Origin of the sequence: Nocardioides sp. (genome assembly GCF_047602075.1) — a bacterium.
In the GTDB taxonomy this organism is placed as follows: domain Bacteria; phylum Actinomycetota; class Actinomycetes; order Propionibacteriales; family Nocardioidaceae; genus Nocardioides.
The window spans coordinates 1,087,545-1,103,202 of sequence record NZ_JASGIF010000001.1; the positions used below are offsets into that span (position 1 = coordinate 1,087,545).

Sequence of the window (15,658 nt, forward strand, 5' to 3'; positions counted from 1 at the left end):
GGCTCGATCAGTCTCACAGATCCAAGCGCCGCGAGAGATCGGAGCGGAAGCGCCAGTGGGGATCGATGGCGCGTCGGACCGCGCGAAACTCTGCGGCTCGCGGATACATCTGGTCGAACATCGACTGGCTGAGCCGGGAGTCCTTGGCGAGGTAGACCCGGCCACCGGCGTCGGCAACCTCGCGGTCCCACTCCTGGAGCATCGGCGCCAGCCCCGAGCGCACGGGAATGTCCACGGCCAGCGTCCACCCGGCCGTCGGAAAGGAGAGCAAGCCCCGATTCCCGGGTCCGAACCGCTTCAAGACGGCCAGGAACGTCACAGCGGGGTCGGCCGACACCCGTTCGAGCAGCACGGCCAGGCGGCCGGACTCGGGGTCGGGCAAGACGAACTGATACTGCACACACCCGCGGGCGCCGTACAGCCGGCTCCAGTGATCCACGCCATCGAGGGGGTAGAAGAACGGGGCGATCGGCTGCACCTCACCGACCCGGTGCCGTGGCGCCTTGCGAAACCACAGCTCGTTGAACGCCCGCACGGTCGCCCGAGACACCACTCCCGGCGGCATCAGCGCCGGCGCAGCCAGGCGTGGTTGCCCGGGCGAGGGCAGGGGCTCATCACGCAACCGGCCGGTCAGATCGGCGCGCGTGGCGTGCTCGCCGAGGCTGAGGACCGAGCGGCCGAGCGACCGTCCCTTGGCCATGGTGTCGATCCAGGCAACGGAGTGCGTCGCCGTGCGGTCGGCTGCTTGGATCCGGTCCATCACCGCATCCAGGTCGGCCAGGCGCTCGGTGTCCACCCGCATGTAGCCCGACTCGACCGGCACCAGCTCCAGCACGACCGAGGTGATCACCCCGGTAAGCCCGAGGCCACCGACCGTGGCCCAGAACAGCTCCGGCTCCTGGGTTGGCGAGATCGTTCGCTGGGCGCCGTCGGCGGTCACCAGGTCGAGCTCCACGATGTGGTTGCCGAGGCTGCCGACGCGGTGGTGGTTCTTGCCGTGCACATCGCACGCCACGGCTCCGCCGAGCGTCACGAACCGGGTGCCCGGGGTGACCGGCACGAAGTAGCCCAGCGGCAACAGCGTGCGCAGCACGTCGTGCAGGCTGGTGCCCGCACCGATCCGGGCAGTTCTCCGGTCGTGATCGACGTCGACTCCACCGGGCTCAGTGACCAGCACGCCTCCACCGGCGTTCTGGGCCACGTCACCGTAGGACCGGCCCAGGCCGCGCGCGATCACCCCGCGTGGGCCAGCCGCCGAGACCGCCGTTGGAATCTGGTCAGCGGACAGCCTGCTCACCTGCGCCGCGGTCGGCGCCGTCCGACCCCAGCCGGTCAGCAGCTCCCGTTCAGACACCCAGCACCCCCAGGGCGACCACGGCCAACCAGCACACGCCTACCACCTGGAGGACTCGATCACCCCACACGATGTCTTCCGGCTCTGCCGCGGTGCCCGCGTCGATGTCCACCGCGTATCTCAGCATGCCGAGGAGGAACGGCGCGATCGAGATCGTGTGCCACGGGATCGATGTTCCGCCGCCGACCTCGAAAGCCCACAGGCTGTAGGACATCACCGTCGCTGCTGCCGCCATGCTCCACACGAAACGGAGATAGGTCGGGCTGTAGTCGACCAGGGAGCGTCGGGTGCCGGTGTCCGACCCGAGTGTGTGCAGCTCGGAGTACCGCTTGCCGCTCACGATGAAGAGTGACCCGAACCCTGCCACTAGGAGAAGCCACTGGGAGATCGGCAGACTCGCGGCCAGACCCCCCGCGATGGCGCGCAGCAGGAAGCCGAACGACACCACGGCGATGTCGAAGACCGGCTGGTGCTTGAGCCAGAGTGCGTAGGCCAGGTTGATCACCAGGTAGCTGACCAGGACCGCGGTCAACGACCAGGTGGCCAGCAGGCTCACCGCCACGGCGGCGGCCGCCAGGACCACGCCGGCTGACACACCCTGCCTCCGGGAGAGCTCACCGGAGGCCAGCGGACGGCTCCGCTTCGTGGGATGCAGCCGATCCGACTCCGCGTCGACACAGTCGTTGACGAAGTACACCGCGGCCGAGGCCAGGCAGAACGCCACGAAGGCGACCGCCGTGCTCCGCACCACCTGGGGGTCGGTCAACGCTCCGGCCGCGAACGGGGCCGCAAGAACCAGGAGGTTCTTGACCCACTGCCGGGGTCGCATGGTGCGCACCAGCGCCCGCGTCGTCGTCATCGCGGCACGATTGTAGGAGGTTTGGCCAGGGAGGCTCATCTAGATGAGTCATCTAGGCTCTGCGCGTGACAACGCCTACGACCGGTCGCTACCGCTCGCTCCTGCGCAGCGGTGCCGGCATTGCGGCGGCGATGGGCGTGATGAACGTCGCGACCTACGGCTTCCAGATGCTGGCGGCCTACCGTCTCGGGCCGCGGGCGTACGGCGCGTTCGCGCCGCTGATGGCGGCCTTGTTGGTGATCTCGGTCCTCCAGCTCGGCCTGCAGGCGACGGCCGCTCGCCGGATCTCGGCGGATCCGGATCACGTCCACCAGATCGAGCGCGCCATCCTCGGGGTGACCTACCGGGGCGCCCTGGTGCTCGGCGTCGTCCTGATGGCGTTGACACCACTGATCAACGTCGTGTTGCGGCTGGACAGTTGGGGCGCAGCCACCCTGGTGGGTGTCGCCGCCGCGCCGATCACCGTGATGGGTGGCCAGGCCGGCATCTTGCAGGGCGAACGGCGTTGGACCGAGCTTCTCCTTGGTCTACATCGCTGCCGGCGTGCCACGGTTCCTGATCGGGGTCGTCACCCTTGCCTTCTGGCCCACCGAGACCGGCGCGATGCTGGCCGTTGCCGTCGCCGCTCTGGTGCCGGTGGCGATCGGGTGGCGGGCCCTGCGTCACCGGGCACCCGACTCGTCGAGCGGCGACCACGCCGCACGGCGGATCCTGGTCGAGACGATCCAGAACGTCAGCGCCCTGTTCGCCTTCTTCGCGCTCTCCAACATCGACGTGATCGTGGCTCGCAGAGTGCTCGATCCTCACGACGCAGGGCTCTACGCCGCGGGCGTGATCTTGACCAAGGCAGTCCTCTTCCTCCCGCAGTTCGTCGTCGTGCTCGTCTTCCCCGATCTGGCGAACGCCGAAGATCGGCGCAGCACGCTGCTGCGCAGCCTCGTGGTGGTGGCCGTTCTCGGCCTGCTGGCGATGCTCGGTGCGATGGCCCTACCGAGCCTCGCGCTCACCTTCGTCGGCGGCAGGCAGTACGCCGACATCGCCGGTCACCTGTGGATGTTCGCCGTGCTGGGCACCGTGCTCTCGCTGCTGCAGCTGCTGGTCTATGCCGTGATCGCACGACGTGGTCGTCGCTCGGTCTATGCCATCTGGGCAGCTCTGGTCACGCTCACCCTGCTCGGCCTCGTCGTCGTGGACACCATCGGCGAGCTGCTGGTGGTGGTGCTCGCCGTCGACGCCACCGTGCTGGTCCTGCTCCTCGGGGTGAGTCTCACCCTCGTCGATCGGCGAGACCGGGACAACGTGGTCCCCTCCGCTGGCCGGGGCGACCGGAGGGCATGACGTCTCGACGTCAGTGGGCGGCCTCGTGCCAGCTGTGGCCGGTGCCGACGGAGACGTCGAGGGGGACGGTGAGCTCGGCGGCGCCACCCATCGCTTCGCGGACCAGCGCCTCTAGTGCGGTGCGTTCGCCCGGGGCGACCTCGAAGACGAGCTCGTCGTGCACCTGGAGCAGCATCCGCGAGGCGAGGCCCTCAGCGGCCAGCGCCTGGTCGACTCGCAGCATGGCGACCTTGATCAGGTCGGCGGCCGACCCCTGGATAGGCGCATTCAGCGCCATCCGCTCGGCCATCTCGCGACGCTGCCGGTTGTCGGAGGTGAGGTCGGGCAGGTAGCGGCGACGACCCAAGATGGTCTCCGTGTAGCCGGTGTGGCGCGCCTCGTCGACGACACCGGCGAGGTAGTCACGGACTCCGCCGAAGGTCAAGAAGTAGTCGTCCATCAGTTCGCGCGCCTCCGCAGGCTCGATGCGCAACTGCTGGGCCAGTCCGTAGGCGGACAGACCGTAGGCCAGGCCGTAGTTCATCGCCTTGATCTTGGCTCTCATGCCGCCGGTGACGTCGTCCGGAGCGACCTCGAACACCCGGGAAGCGGTGATCGAGTGGAAGTCACGACCGGACCGGAACGCCTCGACGAGGCCCTGGTCCTCCGAGAGGTGGGCCATGATCCGCATCTCGACCTGGCTGTAGTCGGCAGTCATCAGCGACTCGTAGCCCGTGCCGACGACGAACGCCTCCCGGATGCGTCTGCCCTCCTCGGTGCGGATGGGGATGTTCTGGAGGTTGGGGTCGGTGCTGGACAGCCGCCCGGTGGCCGCGATCGTCTGGTTGAAGGTGGTGTGGATCCGGCCGTCCGGGGCCACCGTCTTGAGCAGGCCCTCCAGGGTCTGTCGCAGCCGACTGACGTCACGATGGCGCAGCAGGGCCAGCAGGAACGGATGCTCGGTCTTGTCGAAGAGCTGCTGTAGAGCGTCGGCGTCGGTGGTGTAGCCGGTCTTGGTGCGCTTGGTCTTGGGCATGCCCAACTCGTCGAACAGCACCGTCTGCAGCTGCTTGGGCGAGCCGAGGTTGATCTCCTTGCCGATCACGCTGAACGCCTCGGTCGCGGCCCGCTGCACCTCACCGGCGAAGTGGCGCTCCAGGCTCTCCAGGTGTTCGACGTCGACGGCGATGCCGGTCTGCTCCATGGTGGCGAGCAGGTCGACCAGCGGCAGCTCGACATCGGCCAGCAGCGCGGTGCCGCCATGCTCCTCCACAGCCTGGTCGAGCGCCTCGGCGAGGTCGAGCACCGCACGGGCATGCAGCATGTCGGTGTCGGCCGCCGCCGAGTCGCCGACCGTGTCGAAGCTGAGCTGTCCGTCATCGTGGTCACCCTGCTTGAGCTCACGCTTGAGGTAGCGCAAGGTGAGGTCCGCGAGGTCGTAAGAGCGCTGGTCTGGACGGACCAGATAGGCCGCCAGCGCGGTGTCGCTGACGAGACCGTGCAGGGGCCAGCCGCGCGCGGCGAGGGCGAGGATCGGGCCCTTGGCGTCATGCATCACCTTGGCCGCATCGGGATCGGCCAGCCACGCAGCGAGCGCGGCGTCGTCCTCGGGGGTGACCTCCGCGCTGTCCAGCCAGGCGGCGGTGCCGTCGTCGGCGGCCAGCGCGAGCGAGTGGACCTCGCCGGTCCCCGCCCGCCAGCTGCCCTGGACGGCCATCCCGACGCGCCGGCCCTCCGCGCGGCCGTGGGCTGCCAACCAGCCGCCCACCTCTCCTGCAGCCAACCGGCTGCCCGCCAGCTCGAAGCCCGAGTCGTCGATCTCCTCCTCCGACTCCAGGGTCTCGAACAGCCGGTCCCGCAGCACCCGGAACTCGAGGCCGTCGAAGAGGATGTGCACCTCCTGGCGATCCCAGGGCTGGGACGCCAGGTCGGCTGGGCCCAGACCGAGGTCGAGGTCGCACACCAACGCGTTGAGCTGTCGGTTGCGGATCACATCGCCGAGGTGTGCACGCAGGTTGTCGCCGCGCTTGCCGGTGATCTGGTCGGCATGGGCAATCACGTTGTCGAGACCGTCGAACTGGGTGAGCCACTTGGCCGCCACGCCCGGGCCGACCAGCGGGACCCCGGGCAGGTTGTCGCTGGACTCACCGACCAGGGCAGCGAGCTCGGGATAGCGCGCGGGCGGAACGCCGTACTTCTCCTCGACCGCGGCTGGAGTCATCCGAGCCAACTCGGAGACCCCCCGCATCGGGTAGAGCACGGTGACCCGGTCCGACACGAGTTGGAGTGAGTCGCGGTCGCCGGTCAGGATCAGCACGTCCTGCCCGGCGGCGGCCGCAGCAGTGGCCAGCGTCGCGATGATGTCGTCGGCCTCGTAGCCCTCCTTCTCCAGGTAGGGGATGCGGAGCGCCCCCAGCACCTCCTGGATCAGCGGGAGCTGGCTGCTGAACTCGACCGGGGTCTTGTTGCGCCCGGCCTTGTAGTCGGAGTACTGCTCGAGCCGGAAGGTCTGCCGTGACTTGTCGAAGGCGACCGCGACGTGGGTCGGCTGCTCGTCGCGCAGCACGTTGATCAGCATCGAGGTGAAGCCGTAGACCGCGTTGGTGTGCTGCCCCGTCGTGGTCGAGAAGTTCTCCACCGGCAGGGCGAAGAACGCGCGGTAGGCCAACGAGTGGCCGTCGAGTAGCAACAGCCGCTCGGGGGCGACGGCGGTGGTGCTGGCAGCGGTGCTGGTGGTGGTCTCGGGCACCCTGTGAGCCTATCCGTCACCACCCCCAACCCCTGACCCCCGAACCTCGACCCCTGACAATGGTGCCCATGACTGCACCCGACGACACCGCCGCACCGACCCCGTCGGTCGAGGAGTTCCTGGCCGCCATGCCCCAAGGCATGGGGGCACTGAACGACAAGATGGGCATCGAGATCACCGAGATCTCTCCCGAACGGGTGGTGGCCACCATGCCGGTGGACGGCAACACCCAGCCCTACGGGTTGCTGCATGGCGGTGCGTCGGTGGTGCTGGCGGAGACCCTGGGGTCGGTCGGCTCGGGCCTGCACGGCTACCCCGACCGTTTCTCGGTCGGCGTCGACATCAACGCCACCCACCACCGCTCCGCCACCTCCGGGGTGGTGACCGGAGTGGCGACGGCCATCCACCTCGGGCGGACGATGGCGTCGTACGACGTGGCGATCACCGACGAGCGCGGCAAGCGCGTGTGCACCTCACGGATCACCTGCGCTCTGGTGCCTCGCGAGCGGGTCGCTCCCCCGGCCTGACCAGAGCGTCAGACCCCGGTCCCGGTCGAGTCCCGCTGCCGTTGGGCGCGCCGCGAGGCGAGCACTTGGGCAAGCTGACGCCCGCCGGCGCGAGGTCGGGCACGCTGGGACTCGAGCCGAGCGCGCACCGCTGCCGTGCTGCCGAGCCGCAGCACCGCATGGGGTCCGAACCCGAGCCGAGCGAGGAATCGGCTGGCCTCCCGAGAGGGGCTCAGCGTGCCGCAGCCGACGAATGCGACCGCACGCTCTTCGGCAAAGCTGGTGGCCGCCTCGATCAGCGCACCGCCGAGGCCGTGGCGACGCAGGTGCGAGAAGACCTGGAGCGAGATTGCCTGCACGACCGGCTCGAGGTTGAGCGGGCTGACCGTGCCGACCTTGAGGAGGACCGCACCGCCGACCTCGCCGTCGAACGCGGCCACCACGATGCGCGAACTTGCATCGTCGGCAACATCGTCGATGATGCGGCGCACATCGGCCTCCTGAGCGGCCGGCTCGGCCTTGCGGAGACCATCTCGCCACAACTCCACCAGCCTGTCGACATCTGCCGGGGTGGCATCACGCACCGTCACTGCTGCGCGGATCATCGGTGCCTTTCGAAGGGTGGACGCTCAACGCCACTCCCCCCGGCAGCGGCCTCTCGGACGAGACTACGCTCAAGGGTCCGCGCCCCCTCCAGGGGGCGCACCCGAAGGAGGTCAGGTGTTCCCAGGAATCGGCACCGTCGTCAACATGGCGACGGTCCTGGTCGGTGCGGCGATCGGTCTGCTCCTGGGCAACCGGTTGCCGGCGCGCACCCGCGACCTGGTGACCGACGCCCTCGGCCTGGTGACCCTGCTCATCGCGGCCACCTCCGCCTGGTCGGTGCTCGATCCGGACCTGGCCGCCCACGTCGGCAGCAGTGCGCCCATGCTCATCGTGCTCGGCTCACTCCTGATCGGTGGCATCCTCGGCTCGCTGGTGAGCCTGGAGCGTCGCGTCGAGGGGTTCGGCGGTTGGCTGCAGCGACGCTTGGCCGGTGAAGCCGACTCCGAGGAGCGGCACCGCTTCATCGAGGGCTTCGTGACCTCCTCGCTGGTGTTCTGCACCGGCCCGCTCACCATCCTCGGCGCGCTGAGCGACGGCTTGGGCCACGGCGCCGACCAACTCTTCCTCAAGGCGACCTTGGACGGCTTCGCCGCGATCGCCTTCGCCGCCTCGTTCGGCTGGGGGGTCGCCGCGAGCGCCATCACCGTCTTGGTGGTCCAAGGCTCGCTCACCCTGGTCGGGCTGGCGCTGGGCGACGTCCTCCCCGCCCCTCACCTCGCCGCGATCACCGCTGTCGGCGGGCTGCTGCTGGTCGGGGTAGGCCTCCGGCTGCTACGCATCCGGGAGATCCCGGTGGCCGACCTGCTGCCCGCGCTGCTGGTCGCGCCATTCCTGGTCAGCGCCGTGGCGGCGTTCCGGTAGCGTTTCCTCCGGTCGGATCAGATATTGCCGCCGAGATAGGCCGCCTTGACCGACTCGTCACCGGCAAGTTCGGCGCCCGTGCCGGAACGGACGATCTCGCCGGTCTCCAGGATGTGGGCGTCATCGGCACGCTTGAGGGCTTGGGCGGCGTTCTGCTCGACCAAGAGCACGGTAGTGCCCTGGTCGTTGATCTCGTCGATGATCGAGAAGATCTGCTGGATCAGCTTCGGCGCCAGGCCCATGGACGGCTCATCGAGCAGGATCAACCGCGGCCGGGCCATCAGGGCACGCCCGATGGCCAGCATCTGCTGCTCGCCGCCAGACAGCGTGCCAGCGGCCTGCTCGATGCGCTCCTCGAGACGAGGGAAAAGTTCGAGCACACGCTCCATGTCCTGGTTGTACGCCGCAGACTTGCGATCGGTGCGCACGTAGGCACCCATGTCGAGGTTCTCCCGCACCGTCATACCAGGAAAGCACCCGCGGCCCTCGGGCGACTGCGAGATGCCCATCTTCACCCGGTCGTACGGCGCGGCGTGGGTGATGTCCGTGCCGTCGAAGATCACCTGCCCCGCGCGCACCTTGCGCAGGCCCGAGAGTGTCTTGAGCGTGGTCGACTTGCCGGCGCCGTTGGCGCCGATCAGGGTCGTGATCGAGCCCTCCGGCACGTCGAAAGTGATGTCGCGCACGGCCTCGATGTGGCCGTAGTTGACGCACAGGCCCTTGACCTCAAGAAGCATCTTCTTCGTCCACTCCCAGGTACGCGGCAATGACCGCCGGATTGTCGCGGATCTCGGTCGGGCTGCCTTCGGCGATCTTGCGCCCGAACTCCAGCACCACGATGCGGTCGGTCACGCCCATCACCAGCCGCATGTCGTGCTCGATCAGGAGCACGGTGATTCCTTGGTCGCGCACCTTGCGGATCAACTCCATCAGGCGCTGCTTCTCGGCCGGGTTGAAGCCGGCCGCGGGCTCGTCGAGACACAGGAGCTTCGGCTTGGTCGCCATCGCCCGGGCGATTTCCAATCGGCGCTGGTCGCCGTACGACAGGTTCTGCGCCAGCTCGTCGGCACGGCCGGAGACCCCGACGAAGTCCAGCAACTCGTGGGCCGATTCCTCCGCTTGCGCCTCGGTACGGCGATGCAACGGCGTGCGGAACAGCGCGTTGAGCAGGCCCACCTTGCTGTTGGCGTCCGCACCGACCATGACGTTCTCCAGCGCGGTCATCGACCGGAAGAGACGGATGTTCTGGAAGGTGCGGGCCATGCCCAGTTTGGTGATCTGGTGGCGCTTGAGCTTGCCCAGCTTGGTCCCGTCGAAGCGGATCTCTCCGCTAGTGGGCTGGTAGACCCCGGTCATCACGTTGAAGCAGGTCGTCTTGCCGGCTCCGTTGGGGCCGATCAGGCCGAGGATCTCGCCCTCCATGATGGAGAAGTCAACCTCGTTGAGCGCGGTCACACCGCCGAACCTGATGGTCACATTGTCGACCTCAAGCAGCGCCTTGCGGGTGTCGGCTGGGGCCTCAGACATCGACAGCCTCACCTTCCAATGCCTCGATCTGGGCCTCGGCCTCGAGAGCCCGCTTGGTGCGACGCGGCGGCAGGATCCCTTGTGGTCTGAAGGTGACGATAAGCATCAGCGCCAGACCGAAGACAAGCAGCCGCCAGTCGCTCAGGCCGCGGAACCGCTCGGGCAGGTAGGCGACCAACGCGCCACCGAACACGGCGCCCCAGCGGTTCCCCGCGCCACCGATGATCACTGCGGCGACGAAGAGCATCGATAGCAGCAAGGGGAAGTTGTTCGGGTTGATGTAGCCACCCTGACCCGACGCCAGCATGGAGCCGGCCAGACCGCCGATCGCGGCGCCGAGGGCGAACGCAAGCAGCTTGTAGCGGAACGTCGGCACCCCCATCAACTCGGCCGCGTCCTCGTCCTCACGGGTCGCCTCCCAGGCCCGACCGACCCGGCTCCGCTTCACCAGGAAGTCACCGAGCAGCACGACGAAGAGAGCGGTCAAGATCAGCCAGTAGTACGGGATGGCGTCGAGGACGCCGAAGGTCAAGAACGCCGTGCTGCGATCGGTGTCGATCAGGGGCACCAGTCCGTCCCATGCCAGGTGCGGGATCTGGAAGAGACCGTCGTTGCTGGTGCCCATGTTGTCCGGCCCAATGCTGGGCGGCGGCGGAATGTCCTTGATGCCCGCAGATGCGCCGAGCCACTCGGTGTTAGTCACGGTGATCCGGATAATCTCGCCGAAACCGAGAGTCACGATCGCCAGGTAGTCACCGCGCACCCGCAGCGTCGGAGCTTCCCAGAATCACACCGGTCACCATGGTGACCGCGATGGCGACCGGCAACGCGAAGAAGAACGGCCAGTGCCAATGTTGAGACGTCAACACACCGGTCGTATACGCGCCAGTGGCGTAGAAGCCGACGTAACCAAGGTCGAGCAGGCCGGCGTAGCCGATCACGATGTTCAGCCCGACCGCCACCAAGGCGTACGACGCGGCGGTCACCATGACTCCGCCGAAGTCGGAGTCGGTCGTAGTGATGATCGGCGGCCGCAGCAGCGGCAGCGCGTAGGCCAGCAGGATGCCGCCGACGACGAGCAGCAGCCGGAACCAGCGCTTCCGGAACACCGACCACCTCGTGATCTGGCTGAACCAGGCGCCAGATTGGTGCGTGACCGCAGTCGAACTCACCGGCGAGGTCGTCATGCGCGAGCCTTTCCGAGAGCCTCACCCAGGAGGCCCTGTGGTCGGACGAGCAGGATCAGGACCAGCAGAACGAACGCCACCACATCCTTCCACTCGGTGCCGAACACCGCCGATCCCCAGTTCTCCACGACGCCGAGGACCAAGCCGCCCAGCAACGCCCCCCGCAGGTTGCCGATGCCGCCCATCACGGCAGCAGTGAAGGCCTTGACGCCGAAGATGAATCCCGCGTTCTGCCTGGTGGATCCGATCCGGATCATGTACAAGGTGGCGGCGGCACCTGCCATGATGCCGCCCAACAAGAACGTGAGCTGGATCACCCGGGTCGAGTTCACGCCCATCAGTGCGGCCGACTCGGGGTCCTGAGCGACCGCCCGGATGCCGCGACCCAGCCGCGTGCGGCGCACGAACTGGTCGAGGGCGAACATCATCACCAGGGCCGAGCCCAAGATCAGCAGGTCGACATCGGTGACCCGGTAGCCGCCGATGTTGAAGAGCCCCCGCGGATCGATCGTGACCGGGCTCGAATAGACGTTGCGTGCCTGCGCCACGTAGTCCGACAGCTTGTCGTCCAAGCCGAACCACCCGGCGATCTTGTCGCGCAGGCCCATGATCTCGGCAAGGCTGAACGACGCACCGATCGCCGCGATCAAGATGATGAGCTTCGGCGCACCGCGCTTGATGAGCGGTCGATAGGCGACCCGCTCCAACAGCAGAGCCACCAGAGCGGAGGTGATCATGGCCGCCACCAGCGCGATGCCCATCAAGCCCAGGGTGCTGCCGAGGCTCTGGGTCGCTGAGGAAGTGCCGTGGAAGAAGACCACCACCCACGCCACCGCGAAGGTCCCGTACATGAAGACCTCGGAGTGGGCGAAGTTGATGAGCTGGAGGACGCCGTACACCATCGTGTAGCCGAGGGCGACGAGAGCGTAGACGGCCCCGAGAGTCAGTCCGGTGATCGTCAACTGCGCGAAATTCTGGAACAGGAAGCTGAAATCCAAGAGACGCCCTTTCGAGCCCGGCGGAGCAGCAGTGGCCAGGAGTCCTGGCCACCGCCGCCCCGGAGTTGGATCTATCCTGCCGAAATCAGTCGATCGCGGTCGGGTTGTCCACGTCGAGTTCGCCGTTCTTGACCTCGTAGGCGAAGATCACCGAAGAGGTAATGTCACCGTGCTCGTCGAACTCGATCGGTCCGCTGACCCCATCGCCGGTGTAGGAGTTCACGAACTCGTTGAGGTCCTCGTGGCTGGTCTTCCCATCCTTCAGACCGTCAAGGAAGATGTTCGCCGCGTCGTAGGACTGGGTCGAGTACAGCCCCGAGTCGCTCCCGTTCACTGCCTTGTACTTCTCGTTGAAGTCCGCGGGTGCCGGGCCTGCCGGGGCGGTCAGAATGGCCCCCTCGGCGGCCTGGGCGCCGGCAGCCTTGACGAACGCCGGGTCCTCAGACCCGTCACCGGACATGAACAGGCCCTTGTAGCCAGCCTGGCGCAACTGCTTGACCAGCAGTCCAGCCTCTGCGTAGTAGCCGCCGTAGAACAGCGCGTCGGCGTTGGCGGCGGTCACCTTGGTGACCGTGGCCGAGAAGTCGGTCTGACCGGTCTGCACCGTGTCGGAGCCGACGACCGCGTCCCCGAGTCCGTCGGTGACGAAGCTGGCCAGGCCCTTGCCGTAGTCGGAGCCGTCGTCGACGACGAACACCTTCGAGGCTCCCGCAGTGTCGGTGATGTAGCGAGCCGCGGCCGCACCCTGCGCCGAGTCGTTGCCGATGACGCGGTGCCACGTGGTCCAGCCCTGCTGAGTGATGGTCACGTTGGTCGCCGAGGGAGAGATCGACGGCAGACCGGCGGCGAAGAAGGTCTTGCCGGTCGCGAGCGACTCACCGGAGAAACCCGGACCGATCAGGCCGACGATGGAGTCGTCACCCACAATCTGTGTCGCCAGCGGCGTCGCCTTCTCCGGGTTGCCCTGAGAGTCGAACTCCTTCAGGCCGACCTCGCAGTCGGAGTGGTCCTTGTTGTACTCGTCCAGGGCGAGCTTGATGCCACCGACCATGTTCTGGCCGAGCGCACCGTAGTCACCGGTGGTCGCACCGAGGAATGCCAGGTTGTAGTTCCCGCACTTCGCGGTCTCCCCGCCTTCTGATTTGGTGTCTTCGGTCGTGCCGCAGGCCGAGAGGGCCAGCGCGGTGGCCGCGGTCGCCGCAGCGAGCCGGGCAAGAGTGTGTGGGTGCTTCATCGGTAATCGGGTTCCTAACTGCTGACGAACACCGGCAGCGCCGCCGGCTCCGGCACAACCTAACGCCTCTTTGCGGGACATGCCGAGAGCCAACCCCTGTGAGTTGCCAATTTGTAACCTGCTCCGAATCGGCCGTTTACACGCGCCCTTCGCCGACCCGCAGATCCGGCGCTCACCGGCCGAGCGGCGTCAGGCCTGATCCGGCGGTCCGTGTTGGAGGACGCCTTCGGCCACCTCCCGCATGGAGAGCCGCAGATCCATCGCGGTCTTCTGGATCCACCGGAACGCGTCGGCCTCGGTGAGGCCGAGGCGCTCTTGCAGGATCCCCTTGGCACGGTCGACCACGCGACGGGTGTCCAGGCGCTCGGCCAGATCGGCCACCTCGGCCTCGAGCGCGACGATCTCGGCGAAGCGGCTGAGCGCCATCTCGATGGCGGGCATCAGGTCGGAGACGGAGAAGGGCTTGACGACGTAAGCCATCGCCCCCGCATCCCGGGCCCGCTCGACCAGGTCGCGCTGGGAGTAGGCCGTCAAGATGACCACCGGCGCGATCCGCTTGGCAGCGATCCGCTCGGCGGCAGTGATGCCGTCCAGGACCGGCATCTGCACATCCATCACCACCAGATCGGGGCCAAGCTCCTCGGCCAGTCGGAGCGCCTCGGCCCCGTCTCCTGCCTGCCCGACGACGTCGTACCCCTCCTCGGCGAGCATCTCGGCGAGATCCATCCGGATGAGGGCCTCGTCCTCGGCGATCACGACACGGCGTGAGGAAGTGCTGGCCTCGGTCACGGGCAAAGATTAGCGGTCCACTAGGCTGGCTCCTCGCGGCCCCGGTATCCCAACCGGCAGAGGAAGCGGTCTCAAACACCGTCCAGTGTGGGTTCGAATCCCACCCGGGGCACCCGCGGAAGCCCGCGTCGTCGACCCGTCAGCCGTCCGCGCGATGGTAGGCCGGGGCCACTTCGTTGATCGCGTCGCCCATCTGGTGGATGCGCAGGGCGTTGGTGGAGCCGGGGATGCCTGGGGGGCTGCCTGCAATGATCACGACCTGGTCGCCCTCCTCGACGCGACCGAGCGCGAGCAGAGACTCGTCGACCTGGCGGACCATCTCGTCAGTGTGCTCGACGTCGGCAGTCTTGAAGGCCTCGATCCCCCAACTGATCGAGAGCTGGGAACGGGTCGTGTCGGTCGTCGTGAAGGCGAGGATCGGGATCGGACCCCGATAGCGCGAGAGTCGACGAGCGGAGTCTCCGCTGGAGGTGAAAGCGACGACGTACTTCGCCTCGACACGTTGGGCGACCTCCGCGGCCGCCTTGGCGATGATCCCGCCTCGGGTCAGCGGGTTCCAATCCAGCGCGGTCATGTGCTGAAGGCCGTGGGCCTCGGTCGAGGAGACGATCCGGGCCATCGTGGCGACGGCCTGGATGGGGTACTCCCCCACGCTGGTCTCACCGGAGAGCATCACCGCGTCCGAGCCGTCGAGCACCGCGTTGGCGACGTCGGAGGCCTCGGCGCGAGTGGGCGCGGGCGCCGAGATCATCGACTCAAGCATCTGCGTCGCCACGATCACCGGCTTCGCGTTGCGGCGCGCGACGTCGATGATCCGCTTCTGGTGCACCGGCACGTCCTCCAGCGGGCATTCCACGCCCAGGTCGCCGCGGGCGACCATGATCCCGTCGAAGGCGTCGACGATCGCCTCGAGCTCGTCGAGCGCCTGCGGCTTCTCGATCTTGGCGATGACCGGAAGGCGCACCCCGGCCTCGTCCATCACCCGATGGACGTCCTCGATGTCTCGCGCACTGCGCACGAAGCTGAGCGCGATGAAGTCGACGGTCAGCTCAAGGGCGAAGCGCAGATCCTCCACGTCCTTCTCCGAGAGCGCTGGCACCGAGACAGCGACGCCGGGGAGGTTGATCCCCTTGTGGTTGCTCACCTTCCCACCGACGAGAACGCGAGTGTGCACATCCGGCCCGTCGACCGAGATAACCTCGAGCCGGATCTTGCCGTCGTCAACGAGGATCGGATCGCCGGCTGCGACATCGTTCGGCAGCCCGGCGTACGTCGTGCTCGCCACCTGGTCGTCGCCCAACACGTCTCGGGTGGTGATTGTCCAAGATTGGCCACCCGTCAGGCGGGCCGAGCCCTTCTCGAAGAGACCCAATCGGATCTTGGGGCCTTGCAGATCGGCGAAGATACCGACGCCACGGCCACTCGTGTCGCCCGCCTCGCGGACCATCGTGTAGTAGCGCTGGTGGTCCTCGTAGGTCCCGTGGCTCATATTGAGCCGGGCGACATCCATGCCGGCGTCCACCAGAGCCCGGATCATCTCCGGGCTGTCGACGGCAGGCCCTAGCGTGCTGACGATCTTGGCTCTACGCACTTGCCTGAACCTACCTCTTTTGATCGATCCAACCAAGCCCCCTGGCTGACCCATCTCCCGCGGTGCTGTAGTGGGTCAGG

15 protein-coding genes and 1 tRNA gene are annotated in these 15,658 nt (G+C 67.6%); 4 read left to right on the plus strand and 12 right to left on the minus strand.

Annotation, left to right across the window (positions count from 1 at the left end; genetic code table 11):
* Positions 1-13: 13 nt before the first annotated feature.
* Positions 14-1,354: an FAD-binding protein gene (locus tag QM714_RS05570; RefSeq protein WP_415098386.1), complete on the minus strand. Its 1,341-nt coding sequence runs from the start codon at positions 1,352-1,354 to the stop codon at positions 14-16.
* Positions 1,347-2,213: a decaprenyl-phosphate phosphoribosyltransferase gene (locus QM714_RS05575; RefSeq protein WP_415098388.1), complete on the minus strand. Its 867-nt coding sequence runs from the start codon at positions 2,211-2,213 to the stop codon at positions 1,347-1,349. The genes QM714_RS05570 and QM714_RS05575 overlap by 8 nt, the downstream gene beginning before the upstream one ends.
* 522 nt (positions 2,214-2,735) lie before the next feature.
* Here QM714_RS05575 and QM714_RS05580 point away from each other — a divergent pair.
* The gene (locus tag QM714_RS05580) at positions 2,736-3,551 is read left to right on the plus strand and encodes a hypothetical protein (protein WP_415098390.1); all 816 of its coding nucleotides are present in this window, start codon (positions 2,736-2,738) and stop codon (positions 3,549-3,551) included.
* 10 nt (positions 3,552-3,561) lie between these two features.
* Here QM714_RS05580 and polA read toward each other — a convergent pair whose 3' ends face one another.
* The gene (gene polA, locus QM714_RS05585) at positions 3,562-6,279 is read right to left on the minus strand and encodes a DNA polymerase I (protein WP_415098392.1); all 2,718 of its coding nucleotides are present in this window, start codon (positions 6,277-6,279) and stop codon (positions 3,562-3,564) included.
* Between the two features lie 68 nt (positions 6,280-6,347).
* On the opposite strand from polA, the gene QM714_RS05590 reads away from it, so the two are divergent.
* A complete protein-coding gene (locus QM714_RS05590) occupies positions 6,348-6,806 on the plus strand; it encodes a PaaI family thioesterase (protein WP_415098394.1) in 459 nt (152 codons plus the stop codon).
* Positions 6,807-6,814: 8 nt separating this feature from the next.
* Here the strand turns inward: QM714_RS05590 and QM714_RS05595 are convergent, their stop codons facing one another.
* The gene (locus QM714_RS05595; RefSeq protein WP_415098396.1) at positions 6,815-7,390 is read right to left on the minus strand and encodes a GNAT family N-acetyltransferase; all 576 of its coding nucleotides are present in this window, start codon (positions 7,388-7,390) and stop codon (positions 6,815-6,817) included.
* Between the two features lie 115 nt (positions 7,391-7,505).
* Between QM714_RS05595 and QM714_RS05600 the strand changes: the two genes are divergently transcribed.
* A complete protein-coding gene (locus QM714_RS05600; protein WP_415098398.1) occupies positions 7,506-8,252 on the plus strand; it encodes a DUF554 domain-containing protein in 747 nt (248 codons plus the stop codon).
* A gap of 17 nt (positions 8,253-8,269) precedes the next feature.
* Here the strand turns inward: QM714_RS05600 and QM714_RS05605 are convergent, their stop codons facing one another.
* The 7 genes from QM714_RS05605 to QM714_RS05635 form a co-directional block, all read right to left on the minus strand.
* A complete protein-coding gene (locus QM714_RS05605) occupies positions 8,270-8,989 on the minus strand; it encodes an ABC transporter ATP-binding protein (protein ID WP_415098400.1) in 720 nt (239 codons plus the stop codon).
* Complete coding sequence (locus tag QM714_RS05610) at positions 8,979-9,779, minus strand: ABC transporter ATP-binding protein (protein ID WP_415098402.1); 801 nt, start codon at positions 9,777-9,779, stop codon at positions 8,979-8,981. The genes QM714_RS05605 and QM714_RS05610 overlap by 11 nt, the downstream gene beginning before the upstream one ends.
* Positions 9,772-10,542, minus strand: a complete 771-nt coding sequence (locus tag QM714_RS05615) for a branched-chain amino acid ABC transporter permease (RefSeq protein ID WP_415098404.1) — start codon at positions 10,540-10,542, stop codon at positions 9,772-9,774. Before QM714_RS05615 ends, QM714_RS05610 begins: the two co-directional genes overlap by 8 nt.
* Entirely contained in the window at positions 10,532-10,966 is a 435-nt protein-coding gene (locus tag QM714_RS05620) for an ABC transporter permease subunit (protein WP_415098406.1), read from the minus strand. The genes QM714_RS05615 and QM714_RS05620 overlap by 11 nt, the downstream gene beginning before the upstream one ends.
* A complete protein-coding gene (locus QM714_RS05625) occupies positions 10,963-11,964 on the minus strand; it encodes a branched-chain amino acid ABC transporter permease (RefSeq protein ID WP_415098408.1) in 1,002 nt (333 codons plus the stop codon). The genes QM714_RS05620 and QM714_RS05625 overlap by 4 nt, the downstream gene beginning before the upstream one ends.
* 85 nt (positions 11,965-12,049) lie before the next feature.
* Positions 12,050-13,198 carry a branched-chain amino acid ABC transporter substrate-binding protein gene (locus QM714_RS05630; protein WP_415098410.1) on the minus strand — a complete coding sequence of 383 codons (1,149 nt, stop codon included), beginning with the start codon at positions 13,196-13,198 and terminating at the stop codon, positions 12,050-12,052.
* Positions 13,199-13,387: 189 nt separating this feature from the next.
* Positions 13,388-13,987, minus strand: coding sequence for an ANTAR domain-containing response regulator (locus QM714_RS05635; RefSeq protein WP_415098412.1), 600 nt, complete (start codon positions 13,985-13,987; stop codon positions 13,388-13,390).
* Positions 13,988-14,025: 38 nt separating this feature from the next.
* On the opposite strand from QM714_RS05635, the gene QM714_RS05640 reads away from it, so the two are divergent.
* Positions 14,026-14,099 (plus strand) — tRNA-Leu (locus tag QM714_RS05640).
* A gap of 27 nt (positions 14,100-14,126) precedes the next feature.
* Here QM714_RS05640 and pyk read toward each other — a convergent pair.
* The gene (gene pyk / locus QM714_RS05645; protein WP_415098414.1) at positions 14,127-15,578 is read right to left on the minus strand and encodes a pyruvate kinase; all 1,452 of its coding nucleotides are present in this window, start codon (positions 15,576-15,578) and stop codon (positions 14,127-14,129) included.
* Positions 15,579-15,658 lie beyond the last annotated feature (80 nt).